The organism is Pediococcus argentinicus, assembly GCF_001437605.1.
GTDB lineage: Bacteria > Bacillota > Bacilli > Lactobacillales > Lactobacillaceae > Pediococcus > Pediococcus argentinicus.
Genome location: NZ_JQCQ01000002.1, coordinates 82,360 through 103,319, shown reverse-complemented (window position 1 = coordinate 103,319; position 20,960 = coordinate 82,360). Strand labels below are relative to the sequence as shown.

The 20,960-nt window shown below is 37.5% G+C and carries 15 protein-coding genes; 13 read left to right on the top strand and 2 right to left on the bottom strand.

What is annotated here, in order from left to right:
• The first annotated feature begins 128 nt into the window (after positions 1–128).
• The 8 genes from IV88_RS01110 to IV88_RS01075 all read left to right on the top strand — a co-directional run bounded on the left by IV88_RS01110 (position 129) and on the right by IV88_RS01075 (position 12,612).
• Positions 129–1,508: a cytosine permease gene (locus IV88_RS01110; RefSeq protein ID WP_057797858.1), complete on the top strand. Its 1,380-nt coding sequence runs from the start codon at positions 129–131 to the stop codon at positions 1,506–1,508.
• The gene (gene codA / locus IV88_RS01105; protein ID WP_057797856.1) at positions 1,498–2,733 is read left to right on the top strand and encodes a cytosine deaminase; all 1,236 of its coding nucleotides are present in this window, start codon (positions 1,498–1,500) and stop codon (positions 2,731–2,733) included. Before IV88_RS01110 ends, codA begins: the two co-directional genes overlap by 11 nt.
• Positions 2,734–2,822: 89 nt before the next feature.
• A complete protein-coding gene (locus tag IV88_RS01100) occupies positions 2,823–4,349 on the top strand; it encodes an ABC transporter permease/substrate-binding protein (protein WP_057797854.1) in 1,527 nt (508 codons plus the stop codon).
• 1 nt (position 4,350) lies between these two features.
• Entirely contained in the window at positions 4,351–5,319 is a 969-nt protein-coding gene (locus tag IV88_RS01095) for an ABC transporter ATP-binding protein (RefSeq protein WP_057797853.1), read from the top strand.
• A gap of 16 nt (positions 5,320–5,335) precedes the next feature.
• Positions 5,336–6,667 carry a dihydrolipoyl dehydrogenase family protein gene (locus IV88_RS01090; RefSeq protein WP_057797851.1) on the top strand — a complete coding sequence of 444 codons (1,332 nt, stop codon included), beginning with the start codon at positions 5,336–5,338 and terminating at the stop codon, positions 6,665–6,667.
• Between the two features lie 11 nt (positions 6,668–6,678).
• Positions 6,679–7,842, top strand: a complete 1,164-nt coding sequence (locus tag IV88_RS01085; protein WP_057797849.1) for a cation:proton antiporter — start codon at positions 6,679–6,681, stop codon at positions 7,840–7,842.
• 147 nt (positions 7,843–7,989) lie between these two features.
• Positions 7,990–11,421, top strand: coding sequence for a pyruvate carboxylase (locus tag IV88_RS01080; protein WP_057797847.1), 3,432 nt, complete (start codon positions 7,990–7,992; stop codon positions 11,419–11,421).
• A gap of 9 nt (positions 11,422–11,430) precedes the next feature.
• On the top strand, positions 11,431–12,612 hold the full coding sequence (locus IV88_RS01075; protein WP_057797845.1) for a pyridoxal phosphate-dependent aminotransferase: 1,182 nt from the start codon (positions 11,431–11,433) through the stop codon (positions 12,610–12,612).
• Between the two features lie 159 nt (positions 12,613–12,771).
• On the opposite strand, the gene helD is transcribed toward IV88_RS01075, so the two are convergent.
• Positions 12,772–15,075 (bottom strand): RNA polymerase recycling motor HelD, encoded by a 2,304-nt coding sequence (gene helD / locus IV88_RS01070; protein WP_057797843.1) that lies wholly within the window; start codon positions 15,073–15,075, stop codon positions 12,772–12,774.
• Between the two features lie 343 nt (positions 15,076–15,418).
• On the opposite strand from helD, the gene trpS reads away from it, so the two are divergent.
• The 4 genes from trpS to IV88_RS01050 all read left to right on the top strand — a co-directional run bounded on the left by trpS (position 15,419) and on the right by IV88_RS01050 (position 19,703).
• Complete coding sequence (gene trpS / locus IV88_RS01065; RefSeq protein WP_057797841.1) at positions 15,419–16,438, top strand: tryptophan--tRNA ligase; 1,020 nt, start codon at positions 15,419–15,421, stop codon at positions 16,436–16,438.
• Positions 16,439–16,564: 126 nt separating this feature from the next.
• Positions 16,565–17,491: a Ppx/GppA family phosphatase gene (locus IV88_RS01060; protein ID WP_057797839.1), complete on the top strand. Its 927-nt coding sequence runs from the start codon at positions 16,565–16,567 to the stop codon at positions 17,489–17,491.
• Between the two features lie 9 nt (positions 17,492–17,500).
• Positions 17,501–18,766 (top strand): hydroxymethylglutaryl-CoA reductase, degradative, encoded by a 1,266-nt coding sequence (locus tag IV88_RS01055; RefSeq protein WP_057797837.1) that lies wholly within the window; start codon positions 17,501–17,503, stop codon positions 18,764–18,766.
• A complete protein-coding gene (locus tag IV88_RS01050) occupies positions 18,747–19,703 on the top strand; it encodes a hypothetical protein (protein ID WP_057797835.1) in 957 nt (318 codons plus the stop codon). Before IV88_RS01055 ends, IV88_RS01050 begins: the two co-directional genes overlap by 20 nt.
• Before the next feature lie 219 nt (positions 19,704–19,922).
• Here IV88_RS01050 and IV88_RS01045 read toward each other — a convergent pair whose 3' ends face one another.
• Complete coding sequence (locus IV88_RS01045; RefSeq protein ID WP_057797833.1) at positions 19,923–20,111, bottom strand: PspC domain-containing protein; 189 nt, start codon at positions 20,109–20,111, stop codon at positions 19,923–19,925.
• A gap of 133 nt (positions 20,112–20,244) precedes the next feature.
• Between IV88_RS01045 and IV88_RS01040 the strand changes: the two genes are divergently transcribed.
• Positions 20,245–20,910, top strand: coding sequence for a hypothetical protein (locus tag IV88_RS01040; RefSeq protein ID WP_057797830.1), 666 nt, complete (start codon positions 20,245–20,247; stop codon positions 20,908–20,910).
• The last annotated feature ends 50 nt before the right edge of the window (positions 20,911–20,960 follow it).

Here is a 20,960-nt window from a genome sequence, read left to right as displayed (position 1 = left end):
TGTTGCACTTCAATTTTAAATTCGGGTTAAAAATGAGTTTGTAGAATCCAGTCAAAAAAGACTGGATTTTTTTATTCATCCGCGTATAATATTTAAAAATGTGTCAAAAAATTATTAGGAGGTTTCTGATGGATAAATCTAAGAAGTATGCGGTGGATAGTATTTCAAAGGATCATCGTCACATGACTTATTGGGATATGTTTGCCACGTGGGTTGGAGCAAATGCTAACAACGGAACGTGGTTTGTAGGTGGTATTATTGCAGCCTGTGGATTTGTAGGTGGGATTAAAGCTTTAATTATTGCTTCTAGTATTTCATATGTGTTTCTCGCTTTAGTTGGTTATATGGGTTATAAAACGGGTGCTACAACCATGGCAATCTCTCGGGCATCATTTGGAATTCGTGGTAGTATTATCCCTTCATTAGTGAATTTGACACAATTTATTGGTTGGACTGCTGTTAATACATTTATTGCAGCAACTTCAATGTCTTACATTTTACATACATTATTCGGATGGCCAGTATTTGGTCATCCAGGTGGGAACCTTGGACTCATTGTTGGAATTGTAGTTATGAGTGTTCTGCATCTAATAAGTATCATCGCCGGGCAGCGATCGATTCAAATTATTGAGCGAATAGGAATTGTTCTAGTTATTATTTTCGTGATTTGGGAATCGGTCGTTGTTTTTAAGGACGTATCATTTAGTCAGATTGCACACTGGAAGGTTCCAAGTGCCCAGCACATGAAGTTTGGATCTGCGATTGATACTTTAGCTGCATTTAATCTGGCTTGGGTAACTGCTGGTGCAGACTTCACCAGATTTACTAATAAATCCAAGACTTCTACAACAGCACCATTCCTTGGAGCCTTCGTTGGAGTATTCTGGTTTGCCTTTATTGGACTGAGTGCAACAATTAGTATTGCTATTACATCAGGAGTCTACAATGCTAATAACTCTGATCCAAGTACGATTGCTAATCGATTAGGATTAGGTATGGTTGCTATGATCGTGATTGTCTTAACCAGTATGACAGCCAATGCGGTTAACATTCAGGCGGCGGGATCAGCTTTAAATAATATGTTCAGCAAATTGAGTTTGAAAAAATCGCTCTTTATTGTCACAATTCTTTCTACCATAGTGACGTTTATACCAGTTATCTATGGAAGTTTCTTGGATACATTTACAGCATTTCTAGACTATGTTGGAATGGTACTAGGACCAATCGTCAGCATTATGGTTGTCGATTTCTACATGATTGCAAAGAAGAATTATCAAGTCAGTGAGTTAGGAAATCCGCAAGGACGTTATTGGTATCGTGGTGGCGTTCAATGGCTATCATTTGGCCTTTGGATTTTTGGTGTAATATTATACTGGTTACTGCAAAAAGTCGCATTTATTCAAAATGTAACTGGTGCAACGTTTATCGATATGATCATTGTTGGAGTGCTCTATTACTGTGTTAAGGTTTTTACCAATCAGAAAGAAGATGTGAAGATTGCTGATTAAACAAGTCTATATTGAAAATAGTAATGTTAAACAGGATGTTCGAATTGAAAATGGTAAATTTACTCAAATTAGTAAAAGTATCATAGCGTTAGATAATGAAAAAGTAATTAATGCGGATGGAAAATTGTTGTTACCACCGTTCATTGATTCTCATGTCCATTTAGATGCGATCTTAACTGCTGGAGATCCGGAGTGGAACGAAAACGGAACACTCTTTGATGGGATTCGCATTTGGTCAGAACGCAAAAAGACGTTAACTAAAAAAGATGTTAAACAAAGAGCTTTGGAAACATTAAAGAAACAAGCTAGTCATGGAATTCAAGTTGTTCGTAGTCATGTTGATACGACAGATCCCAATTTTACAGCTCTAGAAGGGCTGTTGGAGTTAAAGGATGAAGTGAAAGACTTTATGAATCTTCAACTAGTTGCATTTCCACAGGAAGGAATTTTATCCTTTCCAAATGGTAAAAAGTTACTGGAAGATGCTGTAAAGGCCGGAGTAGATGTGATCGGTGGAATTCCGCATTTCGAATTTAATCGGGACTACGGAGTGGAGTCTTTAAAATATCTAGTAGGATTAGCTGAAAAGTATGACAAATTAGTCGATGTTCACTGTGATGAAATTGACGATCCTAACTCTCGCAATTTGGAGGTTCTTGCTACATTGGCATACGAAACTGGATTGCAAGATCGAATTACTGCGAGTCATACTACAGCAATGGGATCTTATAACGATGCTTATGTTTATAAACTGATGCGATTATTGGAGCTTTCTAAAATAAATATGGTTTCAAATCCCTTGGTGAATATGCATTTAGGTGGTCGATTTGATACGTATCCTAAACGACGCGGATTGACTCGCGTAAAAGAATTATCAGAACATAATGTTAATGTTTCGTTTGGGGAAGATGACATTAAGGACCCATGGTATCCTATGGGAGACGGAAATATGCTTGATCCAGTTCATATGGGACTTCATGCTGCTCAACTAATGGGCTACTCACAAATTCAGAGTTCTTACAATTTTGTCAGCAATAATGCCGCTAAAACGTTACATCTCGGTGATCAGTATGGAATAAAGATTGGAAATAGCGCGGATTGTTTAATCTTTAATGCCAAAGATTTTTACGACGAAATTAATGAGCGAAAGGAACTGCTATATTCAATTAAAACTGGACAAGTTATTGTGGAAACTAAACCCGCTGAAGTAAAACTTTCTATTTGATAAAAAGCACTGTTTCATAGGCTTATCGCTAGGGACAGTGCTTTTTTTGTGCGATAATAAGTCATTAAATTAAAAAGAAGCTGAATAAATTGAGTGACTTAATCAAAACATTTTTAGATCAAAAAGACCAGTTATGGCAAGCGTTGTTGCAACATTTGGAAATATCAATGATTGCTTTATTAATTGCGGTCATGATTGCTGTTCCATTGGCAATTTGGGCGACACATCATCCAAAAGTTGCAGAAACTTTATTACAAATAACTAGTGTTTTACAAACAATACCTTCACTAGCATTACTTGGATTATTAATTCCACTTGTTGGAATCGGTAGTGTGCCAGCTGTGATTGCCCTGGTAATCTATGCGTTATTACCTATTTTTCAAAATACATATGTCGGGATTGACGAAATTGACCCTTCTCTAGAAGAAGCGGCGGATGCATTTGGAATGCGTCCAATTCAAAAATTGTTTCGAGTAGAACTTCCAATTGCGATGCCAGTTATTATTTCAGGTATTCGAACAGCGATGGTATTAATTGTTGGTACTGCTACATTGGCCGCTTTAATTGGTGCCGGTGGACTAGGTAACTTTATTCTTTTAGGAATTAATCGAAATGACACCTCGCTGATTTTAATTGGTGCAATTAGCTCGGCTTTATTGGCAATTATTTTGAGTGCGCTTATTCGATTACTACAAAGAATGAGTTTAAAGAACATGTTGATTTCGGTTGGGGTACTAATTGCCGCTATTGCTGGTGGTGTTGGTGTTCAGTCGCTTAGTAAACCAGTAGAACAAATTACAGTTGCTGGTAAATTAGGATCAGAACCAGATATCTTAATCAATATGTATAAGGATTTGATTGAGCAAGATAACCCCAAAGTTAAAGTGCAACTCAAGTCTAATTTTGGTGAAACAAGTTTCTTGTTTAATGCTTTAAAGGCCCATCGAATTGATATTTATCCAGAATTTAGTGGGACGGTCTTAGAAACATTGGTTAAGGATGATAGTACTAAAAAATTATCTGAACAAGGAACGTATTTAAAAGCTAAGAAATTAATTTCGCAGCAAGGTCGTATGACATATTTGGAACCAATGAATTATGAAAATACGTTTGGTATTGCAGTTAAGAGAAGTTTCGCGGCTAAGTACCATCTCAAAACTATTTCTGATTTGAGTGCTATTCAAGATAAATTGCATGGTGGAATGTCATTGGAATTTATTAACCGTAAGGACGGAATGGTTGGCATTAAGAAGGCTTATAACTTAGACTTTCCAATTAAGTCGATGCAACCATCATTGCGCTATGAAGCAATCAAGAAAAATGATATTAATATCTGTGATGCTTATACAACGGATAGTCAGCTAAGACAGTTAGATTTAGTAACCTTGCAAGATGATAAGCATGTCTTTCCACCATATCAGGGAGCACCATTAATGAATGATGACTTTGCAGGTAAACATTCGAAAGTTGTTGATTCATTAAACAAGTTAAAGGGAAAGATTACTGCCAAACAAATGCAAGAAATGAATTATGAAGTAAACGTACAAAAGAAGTCAGCTGCTGGTGTTGCTAAGACGTATCTAGTTCAACATGGCTTATTAAAGGCAGGTGAATAAAATGGCACAACCAATGATTGAATTTCGTCATGTAAAGAAAGATTTTAATGGACAAACGACGATTAAAGATCTTAATTTTACGATTGATCAAGGAGAACTATTTGTCTTAGTGGGAACTTCTGGAAGTGGTAAAACAACTACTTTAAAGATGATCAACCAATTATTTGTTCAAACAGATGGTGATATTTTATTCGCCGGTAAAAGAATTAAAGACTATGATTTACGTACTTTAAGATTAGACATCGGATACGTTTTGCAACAAATTGCATTGTTTCCAACAATGACAGTTCGCCAAAACATTGGCGTGATTCTGGAAATGAAGAAAGTCCCACGAAAAGAAATTAATCGCCGAGTTGATGATTTATTAGAACAAGTGGATTTAGACCCTGAAAAATATCGAGATCGGTATCCACGTGAATTATCTGGTGGTGAGCAACAACGAATCGGAATTGTGAGAGCTATGGCAGCTAAACCACCTGTAATTTTATTTGATGAACCATTTAGTGCTTTGGATCCGATTGTCCGAACTCAATTGCAAGATTTAGTTGTAGAACTTCATCAAAAAGTAAAAAGTACAATTGTTTTTGTTACGCATGATATGGATGAGGCACTAAAGTTAGGTGATCGAATTGGTATCATGAGTCACGGTGATTTATTACAAGTTGATACACCGGAAGAAATTGCGCAACATCCAGCTAACGAATTCGTCGAAGACTTCTTTGCCTCAACGGTTGGAAAGAATATATATGAAACTCCCGTGGATAAAATAATGCGAACTGGGTTTTCAGTTTCAGCACCTGAACAAATTGATTCACCGGTTCAAGTTCGTTCCAACGATGTGTTGGAGGATGTATTTAGCAAATTATCTAATACACCGATTGTTGAGGTTCTGGATGCTAAGGGTCAACAACATGTGGGATGGATTGATCGAAAGGCGATTATTTCTTATTTGAGTGAAACCAAACATTAAATTAGGAGGTCACAAAATGAAAAAATATGATGTTGTTATTATTGGCGGAGGCCCTGCTGGTTTAGGATTAGCATATCCTTTGAAATCAAACGGACAAAAAGTTGCGGTAGTTGAAGAAAATTTATGGGGCGGAACCTGTCCTAATCGTGGCTGTGATCCTAAAAAAGTATTACTTTCAGCCGTTGAAGCAAAACGTAAAGGTGAGTATTTAGTTGAGAAGGGTATTCAAGATACTCCTGCAATTAAGTGGGATGACTTAATGAAGTTTGAAAAAACTTTTACAGCTCCAGTTTCAGTGGGAAGCAAACAGGGACTAGTGAATGCTGGAATCGATGTTTTTGATGGGCATGCCGAATTTGAGAGTGCCAATATTTTATCAGTTGGTTCAGATAAAATTGAAAGTGATCGATTTGTTGTTGCTACTGGTCAAAGACCAGGACGTTTGAATATTGATGGAGATGAATTACTTCAAACAAGTACTGATTTCTTGAGTATGGATCATTTACCTAAGTCATTAGTATTTGTGGGTGGTGGGTACATCGCTTTTGAGTTTGCTGCAATTGCGGTTGCAGCTGGTGCAGAGGTCCATTTAATTCATCATAATGATCGTCCTCTCAAAGGATTTCCCAAAGATGGTGTGGATGAATTAATCGATCAGTTAAAGAAACAAGGTGTACAATTCCATTTTAATGTTAATATAAATAAAATAATAAAAGATAACAGTGAAATTGAACTATCTGACGGACAGGGACTTGAATTGAAAGTTGAAAAAGGGTTTGTTACGGCAGGTAGAAGACCGAACGATGATACGTTGAATTTAAACCAGATTGGTGTAGAAACTGATCAACACGGAATTAAAGTTAATGATCATTTACAAACGACGGTTGAAAATATTTACGCGATGGGTGATGTAGTTTCGCGTAAGCAACCTAAGTTAACACCAGTTTCTGGTTTTGAAGCTCAATATTTGAGTAACGAGTTACTCAAATATGGAGATGGGATTACTTATCCAGCAATTCCAACGTTAGTATATGGGATGCCAAAACTAGCTCAGGTAGGTCTTTCGGTTGAAGAAGCTCAAAAGCAAGCCGATAAATATGACATCAATAAATTAGATATGACTGGTTGGTTCTCATATAAACGAACAAATGAGCCAGTATCTAAAGCAGAGGTTGTGATCGAAAAAGAATCCAATCGAATTGTTGGTGCGTTTGTGATTAGTAGTGAAGCAGATACTGTTATCAATTATTTAACAATGATTATCAATGCCAAAGCTACTATGTCCGAAGTGCAATCACAGATTTTTGCTTATCCAACTGAGGCCAGTGACTTAGAGTACTTTGGCTAGAAAGAGGCCTTATGGAATTTGTTGGCGTTTTAGTTTTAATATTAGTTTTAACAATGTTAGCGGGACACTTTTCGACGAGAGTTGGAATTCCAGCAGTTGTTGGTGAGTTATTGGTCGGAATCATTATTGGACCAGGAGTATTTTCGATTGTTAAAAACTCAGATATAATCTCAATCTTTTCTGAAATTGGGGTTATTATTCTGATGTTTTTAGCTGGACTAGAGAGTGATCTTGGATTACTAAAAAAATATGCTCGTCCGGCTCTAATCGTTGCTGGAATTGGTGTTATCTTTCCCGTTGTCATAGTTGGCGGAGTTAGCTTACTTTTTGGCGTAAACCTAATGGAAGCTCTCTTTATTGGTGTGATTTTCTCAGCGACGTCAGTTAGTATTTCTGTTGAAGTGTTAAAGGAATATCAAACACTGAATACTAAAGAAGGTGCCACCATTTTAGGGGCAGCTGTTGTTGATGACATCCTAGGTGTTTTATTACTCGGAGTTATGATTTCGCTCACTGCATCGCAAAACACTAGTGCTATAGGTAACTCAAATCTGGGATGGTTAGTTCTTTATCAAGTGCTATTTTTCGTTGGTGTTTATGTGATTTCAAAATGGATTGCACCATATTTGATGAATTTAGCTAGTCGATTATACGTCACGGTTAGTCGTCCGGTTATGGCAATGGTTATCTGTTTAGGAATGGCATGGTTATCTAATCTAGCCGGATTGAGTGGAGCAATCGGAGCTTTTTTTGCTGGTGTTGCCATTTCAATGACTGTTTCCGATGATGAAATTGAGAAAGCAATTGAACCAATCGGATACGCAGTATTTATTCCAGTATTTTTCGTTAGCGTTGGCTTGTCAGTTAGTTTTGGACAGTTCTTCAATGATTTAGTATTAATCATCGTATTTACAGTTTTAGCTGTCCTAACCAAGCTATACGGATGTGGATTGGGTGCGAGATTATCTGGATTTGATAAAAAGAGTAGTCGAGTTATTGGAGCGGGTATGATTTCGCGGGGTGAAATGGCGCTGATTACTTTGCAAATTGGCTTTGCTGAACATCTACTTAGCAGTTCGTACTATTCTGCATTGGTTTTGACTATTGTACTGGTTACAGTCATTGCACCATTTATTTTAAAAATTGCAATTAGAAGAAAAAGAGCAGTAGCTTAGTTAAAAACCGTGGGTTGATTATTCAACTCACGATTTTTAATTTTCTTTTAATAAACTATCGTTCGAGTCTGAAAGTTGCTATAATGGCTGTTAATACATACTTTAGAACGTTAAAAAAGCGTAATTTGGTTGGAGGCTTACATAATAATGAGAAGAATTTTAATTGCTAACCGTGGCGAAATAGCTACTAGAATTATTCGTGCAATCCATGAATTGGGTATGACTGCGATTGCAATTTATGCCAAAGAAGATGAGTTTTCAATGCATCGATTTAAAGCTGATGAAGCTTATCAAGTTGGTGCAGGAGACGGACCCATTGAAGCATATTTGGATATTAAAGATATTATCCGAATTGCTAAAGAAAATCATGTTGATGCCATTCATCCAGGCTATGGCTTTTTATCAGAGAATGCAGACTTTGCTCAGGCCGTAACTGATGCTGGAATTAAGTTTATTGGACCTAGTGCCGAATTATTGGATATATTTGGTGATAAATTAAAAGCCAAAGTAACCGCGATTAAAGCGGGAGTACCAACGGTTCCAGGATTAGAAGAGCCAGTGACTACGGTCGAAGAAGCTTTGGATTTTGCAAAAGAATCAGGATATCCACTCTTTATTAAATCAGCTGCCGGTGGCGGTGGTAAAGGGATGCGAATTGTTCACGAAGAAAGTGAAATGCGCCGTTCTTTTGAAATGGCTCGTTCAGAAGCTAGCAAATCTTTTGGCAACGATGAGATTTATTTAGAGCGTTATTTAGTTGATCCAATTCACGTTGAGGTTCAAATTATTGCGGATGAACACGGTGAGTTGATGCATCTTTATGAACGTAATTCATCCGTGCAACGCCGTCATCAAAAGATTATTGAATTTGCTCCGGCTGTTGGTGTTGATGAAAATGTTCGAGCACGGATTCGAGAAGCTGCAATCAAGTTACTCAAATCAGTTAACTATACAAATGCTGCTACTGTTGAATTTCTTGTAGAAGGAGATCAGTTCTTCTTTATGGAGGTTAACCCTAGAGTTCAGGTGGAACATACAGTAACTGAAGAAGTGACTGGTGTCGATATTGTTCAAGCACAAATTAGAGTTGCAAATGGCGAACGGCTCCATGAAGATATTCAGATTCCACTCCAAGAGGATTTAGAAGCAGTTGGAGTAGCTATTCAAGCACGAATAACGACTGAAGATCCAATGAATAATTTTGTACCGGACGTTGGAAGAATTCAAACTTATCGTTCACCAGGTGGTACCGGCGTTCGGTTGGATGCCGGGAATGCTTTTACTGGCGCTCATGTTACACCCTATTATGATTCACTTTTGACTAAAGCAATTGTCCACGCTGCAACTTTTGAAGAAGCGTTAGTGAAGATGGATCGCGTTTTAGATGAGTTCGTCATTCGAGGTGTTAAAACTAACATTCTGTTTTTGAAGAATTTAATTCATCATCCAGTTTTTAGGTCTAAATTGGCACCAACAACTTTTGTTGATGAAACCCCATCATTATTTAAAATTAAACCTGAAACTCAATCAATTACGAAGCTATTAAATTACGTTGCTACAACAACTGTTAATGGTTATCCAGGAATCGATAAGAAACTGCACTATACTCATTTGCATCCGCACCAACCTGAGATTGTAGTACCTAGTAAAGAAATCGTTTCGGCGAAGACCATTTTGAATCAGTCAGGACCTGAAGCAGTTGGAAAATGGCTCACTGAACAAGATCGAGTTTTATTAACTGATACAACAATGCGTGATGCGCATCAGTCCTTATTTGCAACGCGTATGCGAACTAACGATATGATTAGTGTTGCTGATAAAGTAGCGCAAGGACTACCTAACCTGTTTTCAGCAGAAGTCTGGGGTGGCGCAACTTTTGATGTGTCATATCGTTTCTTAGGTGAGGACCCTTGGAAGCGTCTGGAAACATTGAGAAAGCAAATGCCAAATACACTTCTTCAAATGCTCCTTCGTGGATCAAACGCGGTTGGATATAAGAATTATCCCGATAATGTAATTGATGAATTTATTGCTCAATCGGCCGCTAGCGGAGTAGATGTATTCAGGATTTTTGATTCATTGAATTGGGTGCCACAAATGGAGGAATCCATCAAACAGGTTCGAGATAGTAACAAAATTGCCGAAGCTGCAATGGCATATACGGGTGATATTCTTGATCCAGACAAAACTAAGTACAATTTAAAGTACTATGTTGATTTGGCTAAGGAATTACAAGCAGCAGGGGCACATATTATCGGAATTAAAGATATGGCTGGCTTACTGAAACCAGAAGCAGCCTATCGCCTAATTAGTGAGTTGAAAGACAAAGTTGAGATTCCAATTCATTTACACACACATGATACAACTGGGATGGGAGTTTATACCTATGCTAGAGCTGTGGACGCTGGTGTTGATGTAGTGGATGTTGCATCTTCTTCGTTCTCTGGAACAACATCGCAACCTTCGATGAGTGCGCTATATTATGCCTTAGATCATAGTAAACGTCAGCCTAATTTGAATGTTAAGAATGCCGAAGAGATTGACCAATACTGGGCCTCAATTCGGGAACCTTATGAAGCATTCGCTCATCCATTGCATGGTGCTCAAACAGAAATCTTTAAAGTCGAGATGCCCGGTGGTCAATACACTAATTTACAACAACAGGCCCAAGCCTTACGTTTAGGACATCGTTGGAATGAAATCAAGGATATGTATGCAACCGTAAACAAGATGTTTGGTGATATTACGAAAGTAACCCCATCTTCTAAGGTGGTTGGTGATATGGCATTATTTATGGTTCAAAATGACTTATCAGAGCAGGATGTTTTAGATAATGATTATAAATTAGATTTTCCTGCGTCTGTCGTTGCGTTCTTAAAAGGTGACTTAGGTCAACCTGCTGGTGGTTTTCCAAAACAGTTACAAAAAATAGTACTTGGAAATCAAACTGCATTAACTGATCGTCCTGGAAAATTCGCTCAACCTATTGATTTGGAAAAGACTAAGGACGAATTAGAAGAAAAACTAAATCGTTCAGTTACCCATGAAGAACTTCTTTCATATATTCTTTATCCAGATGTATTCATGGACTACAGCAAACGTCAGGAAGACTTTGGACCGGTTACTTTACTTGATACGCCAACGTTCTTCCAAGGTATGCGAAAAGGTGAACGAGTTGAATTCCATTTGAGCCAAGGCCGCGCTGCTATTATTGTTTTACGTGAAATTAGTGCAGCAGATGAAAATGGTGATCGGTCATTATTCTTTGAAGTTAATGGTCAGTCAGAAGAAGTGATTGTCCATGATAACAATGCCGTAGTGACTACAACTCAGGTTCCAAAGGCCGAACCTACAGATGATAGTCAAATTGGTGCAACGATGGCCGGCTCAGTAGTTAATGTACTGGTTGAAAAAGGACAAGAAGTTCATAAGGGTGATGATTTAATTGTCACGGAAGCTATGAAAATGGAAACGACAATTCGAGCTCCATTTGATGCACGAGTTAAAAAAGTGATTGCTCATGATGGCATGCAGATTGCCAGTGGTGATTTATTAGTTAAATTAACTAAATTGAAGTAGGAGACTAGCATGAAATTTTCAAAACGAGTTTTAAATGTAAGTCCGTCAGCTACTTTGGCCGTTTCGGCACAAGCTAAGAAAATGCAGGCTGATGGCATTGATGTAATCAATCTAAGTACTGGTGAACCAGATTTCGCTACTCCTGTTAATATTCAAAAGGCTGCGATTGATAGTATTCAAAATGGGTCAGCGAGCTATTATACACCGGTTAAAGGACTTCCTGATTTACAAAATGCAGTCGTCAAGCGAGTCTTTCAAGATTATCAACGGACTATCGATCCTTCACAGGTAGCTTTAACTGTTGGCGCCAAGATGGGATTGTACGCGTTGTTTCAGGCAGTATTGGAACCTGGCGATTCAGCTATGATTATTGCTCCTTATTGGGTTAGTTATGAAGAACAAATAAAATTAGCTGGAGCTAAAGTACAAGTGGTTCATCCACATGCTAATGATATGAAGGCTACTCCAGATGAACTAACCGAGGCAATGGATGATAGTACCAAAATTCTAATTTTAAATACACCACAGAATCCTTCTGGATTAGTTTATTCCAAGGAAGAGACTGAATCGATTGCTAAGTGGGCGTTGGAACACGGTGTATTGTTAATTGCTGATGAAATATATGGCAAATTAGTATATAACAATGTGAAATTCACATCCGTCCTCGAATTATCGGATGAACTAGTGAATAATACAGTCATAATTAATGGGGTTTCTAAAGCGTACGCAATGACTGGTTGGCGCTTAGGATATTTGATTGCAAATTCTGAAATTATCAATAAGGTGGGTGCTTTATTAGGTCACATGACTTCTAATCCGACAACTGTTGCGCAGTATGCTGCGATTGAAGCTTTGAACGGGGATCAAAAAGCAGTTTTTGATATGCGGGATGCATTCGAAAAGAGATTGAATGAAACATTTGCTTTACTAAACGATATTCCGGGCTTGAAGCTTGAACATAAACCAGAAGGTGCGTTCTATCTATTTCCAAATGTAACGGAACTCATGAAGCAAAAAGGTTTTACAAGTTCTAGTGAGCTAGCACTTGCACTACTTAATGATGCTCATGTTGCAGTAGTTGCTGGAGAAGGATTTGGAATGCCAGGTTATATTCGATTGTCATACGCAACTAGTCAGGATAAATTAAATGAAGCTTGTCGTAGAATTAAAGAATTTGCGAAAGCGCAATGAGAGTGAGACAAAAGGTGTTCTGATTCTGAGCATAGCATAGGAAACCTGATGATTCGCATTTGGAATCGTTTGGTTTTCGTAGCTAGGCGGAAGAATTAGCTTTTTGTCTCCGATTTAGACTATTAAAGTAAAGTTTGTAAAAAGAGTTTGAAACAAAAATTAATTTTGTTTCAAACTCTTTTTTGGTAGTTCTTTTTCTTCAAATAGGTCAGAATTTAAATCTAAAATCAAACGTGACATTGGTCCGTTACTTATCATACTTAATTGATGCATAGCACGGGATGCCATAGTATATAGTGTCCCACGCCATTTAGTGTTGTGGTAATTTACGTCAGAGGTGTTATAAACAATGACGGAATCAAACTCAAGGCCTTTAGCTAAGTAGATTGGTAAGATTACTAATCCCTTTGGCAACGAGAGGTCACCATCGTTTAAAAGATGAGTATGAAATTTCTTATGCAATAATTTTTCTACGGCAATACTTTCAGTTTGATTCTTAGTCAAGATAGCTACTGATCCATTTTGATCCAGTTCAGTTTGGCAAAGCTGAATTAAGTTACTGCTGAAGTTTTCCGGCTGACTTTCAATGACTAGAGGTTTTGCTCCGTCTCGACTGAAAGCTTGAATTTGGTCGCCATCAGGTAATAAAGCAGCGGCAAACTTGGTAATAGGTGCTGTAGAGCGGTAACTACGATTCAAAGTGATTAGGTTCGCTTTATGAACTTGCAGCGCATCTTCTAAATGATCTAATAATTCTTGTGGTGCCGTTACATCCTTGAATAACGATTGTTCGCTATCACCTAGTAATGTGAATTTTGCTTTTGGAAAGGCATGTTTCAAATACATCATTTGTGCAATTGAATAGTCTTGCATTTCATCAACGAAGACATATTGGAATTTTCGATTAACGCCACTGCCAACTATTAAATCACGCAACATCAAGAGTGGTGCAGCATCAGTTAAATTTAATTTATGAAACTCTAAGTTTTGCACAAAGTTATTGATTTTGTTGTTCCAGGTTTCTTCGTGTATACCTTCTGGTGTCTTAGTCCATTGCCAGAAGTCTTGGTATTGCTGGTATGCATCAATGAAATAATTGTTATAAATTGCGTCGTCAATAATTTGGAAACTTTGTTTAACAATTGCTGAGCCAATGAAGCGATTCTCTTCATCGTAAGATTTAAAATGGCGCCGACCAACAATATTGTGGTACTGCTCGTCACCAATTTGATTGATGCGTTCTTGAACCCAGTCCTTTTTAATTTCTTGTAGTGTTCGCTTTTGGAGTCGTCTAATCAGTTCGTTTTTCGTCTTTACAAAGCGATTTGGCAGACTAATCGAAGTTGGAAAACTAGCAAAAATAGCTGCGATTTCTTCTTTTGCAAAGAAAGCCTCACCTTTGTGATTGATATCATTAAATTTCAAATCCGCGACGCTTAGTTGTTCGACGTACTCTTGAATCGCATGAATACATTCTGCACTTTCTTGCCAATCCTGTAGAGCTTGTTCTTGTAAGGCTAACTTAGGATTATTTTCGTAACGATCAAACAGTGATTCAACACTTAAACCTTCAAAACGACGACTAAAGAATTCTGCCAAAGTTAGTTGGCGCATATTGCGTTCTCCCAGACTTGGCAGAACGTCTGAAATATAGCGACTGTACAGACGATTAGGAGAAAATAGAACAATTTCGTCGGCATTTAGTGATGCTCGGCTATGGTAAAGCAAGTAGGCAATACGTTGGAGAATAGCTGAAGTCTTACCACTTCCAGCGACCCCCTGAACCACTAGTAGGTCACTAGTTGTGTCTCGAATAATGTCATTTTGTTCCTTCTGGATTGTAGAAACGATATTCCGCATGTATTCATCATTTTGCTCACCTAGGGCTGCTTGTAACAGTTCATCGCCAACCGTTTCGTTGATATCAAACATATGAACTATTTTTGCGTCATTAATTACAAATTGACGTTTTTTAACTAGTTCGGTTGTCATGTGGCCTGCTGGAGTATCATACGAGACTTTGCCTAGCGTACCATTGTAGTAAATATTTGAGATTGGAGCGCGCCAATCATAGACTAGGAAATTTCCATTTTGATCTGCAAAGGATGAAATACCAATGTATAAAGGTTCGCTGGATGATTCATCCTGGCCTTTAATATCAATTCGACCAAAATAGGGGGACTTTTCCAATTCCTTTAGTGCAGTAATTTGACGGTTTAGAATCGCTTCATTTTCAATTGTACGAGCGACTAACCCCTTTTGTTGTTGGATTTCGGCAGCAGTTTCAATACGATCATCCGCTTCAATCATGTTGACTTTGGCGTTTTGGGAATAATTTTTTTCAACGTTTTTTGTTTCTTGTTGAGCTTTGGCGTATAAATCTTCAATATGAACTTGTTCGGTCTTGATTTGTTCAACCACTCGGTCGACGCGTGTTTGCTCTTGTTTTTGTTCAGAATCCATATTATCCCTCCACTTCGACTTCTTAAATGCTTGCACAATTTTAGGCGCAAAACCCTTGTATGTCAACTGATTTGGCTGATTAAAAATACCTTTGACAAGTACCAAAATAGCAAGTAAACTGAAGGTATAAGTAGGGTAGCCAAAAACAGGGAGAAACGGTAATTGAGAAGTTTCATGGCGACGAACTGGTAAATGGGTGAAAGCCCTTATCTTTCAGCAAAGTGACAGGTATATATACGTATCTGTAATTTAGGTGGTACCGCGAAAATAATCGTCCTATTGTTCTTTAACTGAGCAATGGGATTTTTTTATACAATCAATTAATAAAATGGAGGAATTTACAATGACAGAACAAAAAGTTGTTTTAACTGGAGATCGTCCTACAGGTCAATTACATATTGGACATTACGTAGGTTCTTTAAAAAATCGTGTAGCTTTACAAAATACAGGTGATTACAAAACATTTATTATGATTGCTGATATGCAGGCTTTGACTGATAACGCCCGTGATCCAGAAAAAATTCGTCATAGTTTAACACAAGTTGCATTGGATTATCTTGCTGTAGGTATTGATCCAGCAAAATCAACTATTTTTGTCCAATCACAAATTCCTGCTTTAAGCGAACTAACTCAGCATTACATGAATCTTGTTTCTGTAGCGCGTTTGGAACGAAATCCAACTGTTAAAACTGAAATTAAGCAAAAATCATTTGGTCAAAGTGTACCTGCTGGTTTCTTTACTTATCCTGTTAGTCAGGCTGCTGATATTACAGCATTTAAAGCTAATACGGTGCCAGTTGGTGATGATCAAGAACCAATGCTTGAACAAACTCGTGAAATTGTGCGTTCATTTAATAACATTTATAAACAAGATATTTTGGTTGAACCTGAAGGGTATTTCCCACCAAAGGGACAAGGACGTATTCCTGGATTAGACGGTAACGCTAAGATGTCTAAGTCACTTAACAACGCTATTTACTTAGCTGATGACGCTGATACAATCCAAAAGAAAGTAATGTCAATGTACACAGATCCTCAACACATTAAAATTGAAGATCCAGGCCACATTGAAGGAAACACTGTATTCACATACTTGGATATTTTTGATGATGATAAAGCTAAGGTTCAAGAATTGAAGGACCAATATCAAGCCGGCGGGTTAGGTGACGTTAAGATTAAACGTTACTTGAATGAAGTACTCCAAGCTACGTTGAAACCCATTCGTGAACGTCGTGAACAATATGCTGCCGATATGGATGGCGTATATAAGATTTTGAAAGACGGCAGTGATGCTGCTAATGAAGTTGCAAACCAAACTTTAAAAGAAGTCCGGGATGCAATTGGTATTAATTATTTTGATTAATTTTTAAGTCTAAATATGACCTAGGTGAAATGTTAATTTTGCCTGGGTCTTTTTGACTTTTATGGGACTCTCACAATTACTTTAATGGTAAAATTAAAGAGAATATACATGAATGAGGACAAAAGTATGAAAAATCTAGTTATTGTTGATCTGGGATCCAATTCAGTTCGAATGGCAATTAATACAATCCAAAATGATGGTAGTTTCAAAGAAGTAAAACGAATTAAAGAAGATTCACGAATTTCAGAAGGAATGGGTCGTGAACGTTTGCTTCGGCCAGTGGCGATGCAACGCACGTTGGATGCATTAAAAAGATTCAAAAAAATCTATCAAACATATCCTAATATCGAAGTTCGTGGAATTACGACTGCAGCGGTCCGGATGGCACGCAATCAACATGAATTTTTAGATCGGGTTCGTAAGGAAACTGGTATTAGGTTAGAAGTTTTATCTGGTGATGATGAAGCTCATTATGATTATTTGGGTGTCATGAATTCACTAGAGGTTAAAGACTGCCTTATTTTAGATACTGGTGGTGCAAGTTGTGAATTAATCAATGTTCACGACGGGAGAGCTGACAACTTAATTAGTATTCCATTTGGAGCAGTGAGTTTATCCGAACAGTTTCACTTAAATAATGTTGTACGCTCGGATAATTTGTTTGCAGCAGAAATGTTTATCAATAAACAGTTGCGAGATATTTGGTGGATTATGGATGCCTTTAATAAGCCAGTTGTATTGTTGGGCGGTGCTAACCGAACGTTGGCTCGTATGAATCGTCAACGTCAAAAGCTTGCTCGTATTAATCATATTCATGGTTATCGACTAAAAACAGAAGTAGTCAATCGTACTTTCAAAACACTATTATCACGTAGTTTAGAAACACGTAAGAAGATGCCAGGTTTGGAAACTAATCGTGCAGATATCATTGTCGGTGGGATTTTGCCATTAGTGATGTTGCTCCAAATGATTGATGCCGATCGAGTTGTATTTTCAGAAAGTGGCGTTCGGGAAGGTATTATTTCAGAATATACTTCTAAAATGGATTTATAGGAGTTCAATATGGTAGATGGTTATCATAAAATGTCTCGTTCAGCACAGCTTGAATGGCTACGGGACCATACACAACTAACGACAGATGAACTAGATCAATTTGGTGTCGATTATATTCACCAACAAATGATTGAAAATTATCTAACAGATTTCTCTCTTCCAGAAGGAATCGCTGTTAATTTTAAAGTGAATCAAAAAGAATATGCTGTTCCAATGGTTACTGAAGAGCCATCTGTGATTGCGGCAGCTAGTAATGGTGCCAAGATTGTTAATTTAGCTGGTGGCTTTCAGTCTGAAAGTCAGTTGTTGAAAATGGGTCAGGTTTTAGTGAGTGAAATAGTTGATCCGGAACAACTCACGGCCGAGCTTAATCAGGTTGCAGACCAAATTTTAGAAATAGCAAATAATGCGCATCCATCAATTGTTAAACGTGGTGGTGGAGCTCGTTCTATTCGAGTGCGTAATTTAGGTCATCAATGTCTATCCATCGATGTGTTTGTTGATACTCAAGAAGCAATGGGCGCAAATATCATTAATACGATGATGGAAAGCGTTGGAAATTGGATTCAAGAACAGTTTAGTGGTCGGTTGGAAGTTGATTTAAAGATTTTATCGAATCTAGCAGATTGTGCTTTAACAACTGTTAAATGTGATATACCCATTCAACTTATAAATTCTGACTTAGAAAGAGCGAGAGATTTGGCTAAACGAATAGCTAAAGCAAGTTACTTTGCTCAAATAGATTCATATCGCGCTGCTACCCATAATAAAGGAATCTTAAACGGAATTGATGCGGTTGCTATTGCTACCGGTAATGATTGGCGGGCAATTCAGAGTGGCGCACACGCTTTTGCAGCTCAATCTGGTATGTATAAAGGTTTATCAACATGGAAAGTGGTTGATGACAAGTTATGTGGCGTTTTAAAAATACCACTGCCAGTGGCTAGTGTTGGTGGATCAATTACCATTAACAAGCAAGTTCAACAGAATTTTAAAATTTTAAAAGTAAACACTGCTAAAGAGTTAGCAGAAGTAATAGGTTCTGTGGGATTAGCACAAAACTTAGCTGCTTTAAAAGCACTAGCTGGTGAAGGAATTCAGCAAGGTCATATGAAATTACAGGCTAAATCGCTTTTGATAGCAAATGGTGCCATGCCAGAAGAAGTTGATTCAATGCTAAGCTTGTTATTCAATCAACCTAAGATGAACGCTCAAGCAGCTCAAAAAGTAATTGAAGAAGTGAGGAATAAACGAAATGACGGAAATAAAAATTAGTCCGAAAGTTCAAGACTTACTAGAAGAGGTTAATGAACATTTTCCTGGTGAGGTTCGAATCCACTTTGGTGAAGACAAAGCCGGATATGTACGACATGATCAAGCTCAACAAGTCGGTGACGGTCAGAAAATGCTAATTGAAGTCAGTGACATCACTGCTCCAGATTACACAGCTTCACACGAGTTATTACATTTATTAATGGTTTTAAAAGGATTTCCCCAAATCTATTTCCAATTAACATCTGATGATGCAGAAACTGACCAACAATTAATGGTCTTGATTACAGAACTATACGATATTGTTGCTCATGAGGTTGTGGTCAGTGAACAACGTCGTCAGGGATTGGTTGATGATAATATCGAAGAACTATTTATAAAGGGAATTAAAGATACAATCACTCCAGAAAATGATGGTGACGTTGACGGAATGAGCACTTTAAGATTACTAATGATGATGGATGCAATTGTCTTCTTTGGTGACCGAATCAGTAACGTGAAGTCTGAATTAGAAGATCTTTATCCAACAGCTTTTGCTGCAGCACAAAAGATTGAAGACGAATTACAACAACGCGATATTAAGTCGCCATTTGATTTACGTCGCAAAGTATTAAACGCTTTTAGACTGTTCGACGAGCAGATGCAAGCCTGGAATTTACCGGAAATCCATGCCATCGATTTTGTCACGCTAGGAAGTGTCTTCAGCGAACGCCAATTAAGGTTAAAAGTGCGTCAAGTCTTCCAAATCTTCCATTCAGATCTACACGAACAAAAGACTAAAACAAGAGCTTACGTAGGAATTGGTATCAGCGACAAACAAAATTCATTCGTATTACCAACACCAAAAAAAGTAGCTTCTGACGAATATTTCCGTGAACTCTACAATAAAAACGTAAAAGAATTGTTCGATGAGATGGGAATGCCATATACGGTAAGGTAGTATTTTAGCTCTAGTATAAAGGTCGAGAGCGAAGCGATTCGACAAAGAGTGCAAGGAAAAGAACCAAGTCAAAACTATGCTAAGTAGTGAAATTATTCTTAGTGGTTTACCACTTAGAATAAGGTTAAGTTTCAAGACCGAACTTTGGCTTGAAATTAATCCACTACGTTCCAGCAATAGTTATGACTTGGTTCTTTTATGCTGCAGTAGAACGCAAACCTATTCGTCATCCGGCATCACAATCATAGCAATGATATACAAAATAACACCAGGTAACACCCCAGTAAACAGAGAAATAGCCGAGTAACCAATTCTAAGAAGCGAGCTGTCAATTCCGTATGTTTCAGCAAATCCACCTAAAACACCCGCAATGACACGATTATTTGATTTGTGTAATTTTTTATCCATAACAGAAACCTCCTTTTTCTTTATTATAACTTAATCACTATGAAAAGGCTTTCTATTAGGGGCTCGGTTGTTAAGAGCCGTCTTAAAATGTTAAAATAATAACAATTACTCTTCAATAGGAGATTTTAGATTAATGAACGAAACAGAATGGAACCGAGCGGCAAACATCTCGGGTATTGCGTCGCTTATTTCAATTGTTTTATTTCTTTGGCGTCTGATGACGGGAACAATTGACCTGTTAACTGTAATTTTCTTTGCATTAGTGATTACAGGTGCAGTAGCTTACATATTAATAAGAATGATTATTATGATTCGGAAAACTACTCCTCAATCATTTACAATATCGGATCAAGTATCGGAAACACGCGAATTTGTGGCATTTTTTATCACTGAAATGGTTATGCTTGGTATGGCGATTACAATTTTAATCTTTGGATCGAATCCAGCCGGTAAAGTAACAAGCTCACTTTTATTCGTGTATACATTAGTGGCAACTGGTATTAAAATTTATGATATTCAGCGCTTGACTACCAGCAAAACCGCTCATATTCCGTTGGTTCATGAGTATAACTTCACGCGTTTTTCAATGGCAGAACGAGTCGGATTTGGATTGATTGCATTTGGGTTCATATTAATGTTCTTTGTCCCAGTTTTTTCAGTAGTATCTTATATTGGTGGCTTAACTTTCTTGGTACGTCCCTTTAATAAACATGTTGATGGAAAGTTTATAGATGTCTTTTTAGTTGCTTTAAATGGCATGATGATTATCTTTTCACTGTTACTAATGCTATTTAAATAACACCAAACTAAAAGTTGTCGATTTTTGACAGCTTTTTATTTTATCGAGGT

What these genes read in the sequence shown, in the direction of transcription:
- IV88_RS01110 (WP_057797858.1), top strand. Translation starts at nt 129, where the DNA reads ATGGATAAATCTAAGAAGTATGCGGTGGATAGTATTTCAAAGGATCAT.
- IV88_RS01095 (WP_057797853.1), top strand. Translation starts at nt 4,351, where the DNA reads ATGGCACAACCAATGATTGAATTTCGTCATGTAAAGAAAGATTTTAAT.
- IV88_RS01090 (WP_057797851.1), top strand. Translation starts at nt 5,336, where the DNA reads ATGAAAAAATATGATGTTGTTATTATTGGCGGAGGCCCTGCTGGTTTA.
- IV88_RS01085 (WP_057797849.1), top strand. Translation starts at nt 6,679, where the DNA reads ATGGAATTTGTTGGCGTTTTAGTTTTAATATTAGTTTTAACAATGTTA.
- IV88_RS01080 (WP_057797847.1), top strand. Translation starts at nt 7,990, where the DNA reads ATGAGAAGAATTTTAATTGCTAACCGTGGCGAAATAGCTACTAGAATT.
- IV88_RS01075 (WP_057797845.1), top strand. Translation starts at nt 11,431, where the DNA reads ATGAAATTTTCAAAACGAGTTTTAAATGTAAGTCCGTCAGCTACTTTG.
- helD (WP_057797843.1), bottom strand. Translation starts at nt 15,075, where the DNA reads ATGGATTCTGAACAAAAACAAGAGCAAACACGCGTCGACCGAGTGGTT.
- trpS (WP_057797841.1), top strand. Translation starts at nt 15,419, where the DNA reads ATGACAGAACAAAAAGTTGTTTTAACTGGAGATCGTCCTACAGGTCAA.
- IV88_RS01060 (WP_057797839.1), top strand. Translation starts at nt 16,565, where the DNA reads ATGAAAAATCTAGTTATTGTTGATCTGGGATCCAATTCAGTTCGAATG.
- IV88_RS01055 (WP_057797837.1), top strand. Translation starts at nt 17,501, where the DNA reads ATGGTAGATGGTTATCATAAAATGTCTCGTTCAGCACAGCTTGAATGG.
- IV88_RS01050 (WP_057797835.1), top strand. Translation starts at nt 18,747, where the DNA reads ATGACGGAAATAAAAATTAGTCCGAAAGTTCAAGACTTACTAGAAGAG.
- IV88_RS01045 (WP_057797833.1), bottom strand. Translation starts at nt 20,111, where the DNA reads ATGGATAAAAAATTACACAAATCAAATAATCGTGTCATTGCGGGTGTT.
- IV88_RS01040 (WP_057797830.1), top strand. Translation starts at nt 20,245, where the DNA reads ATGAACGAAACAGAATGGAACCGAGCGGCAAACATCTCGGGTATTGCG.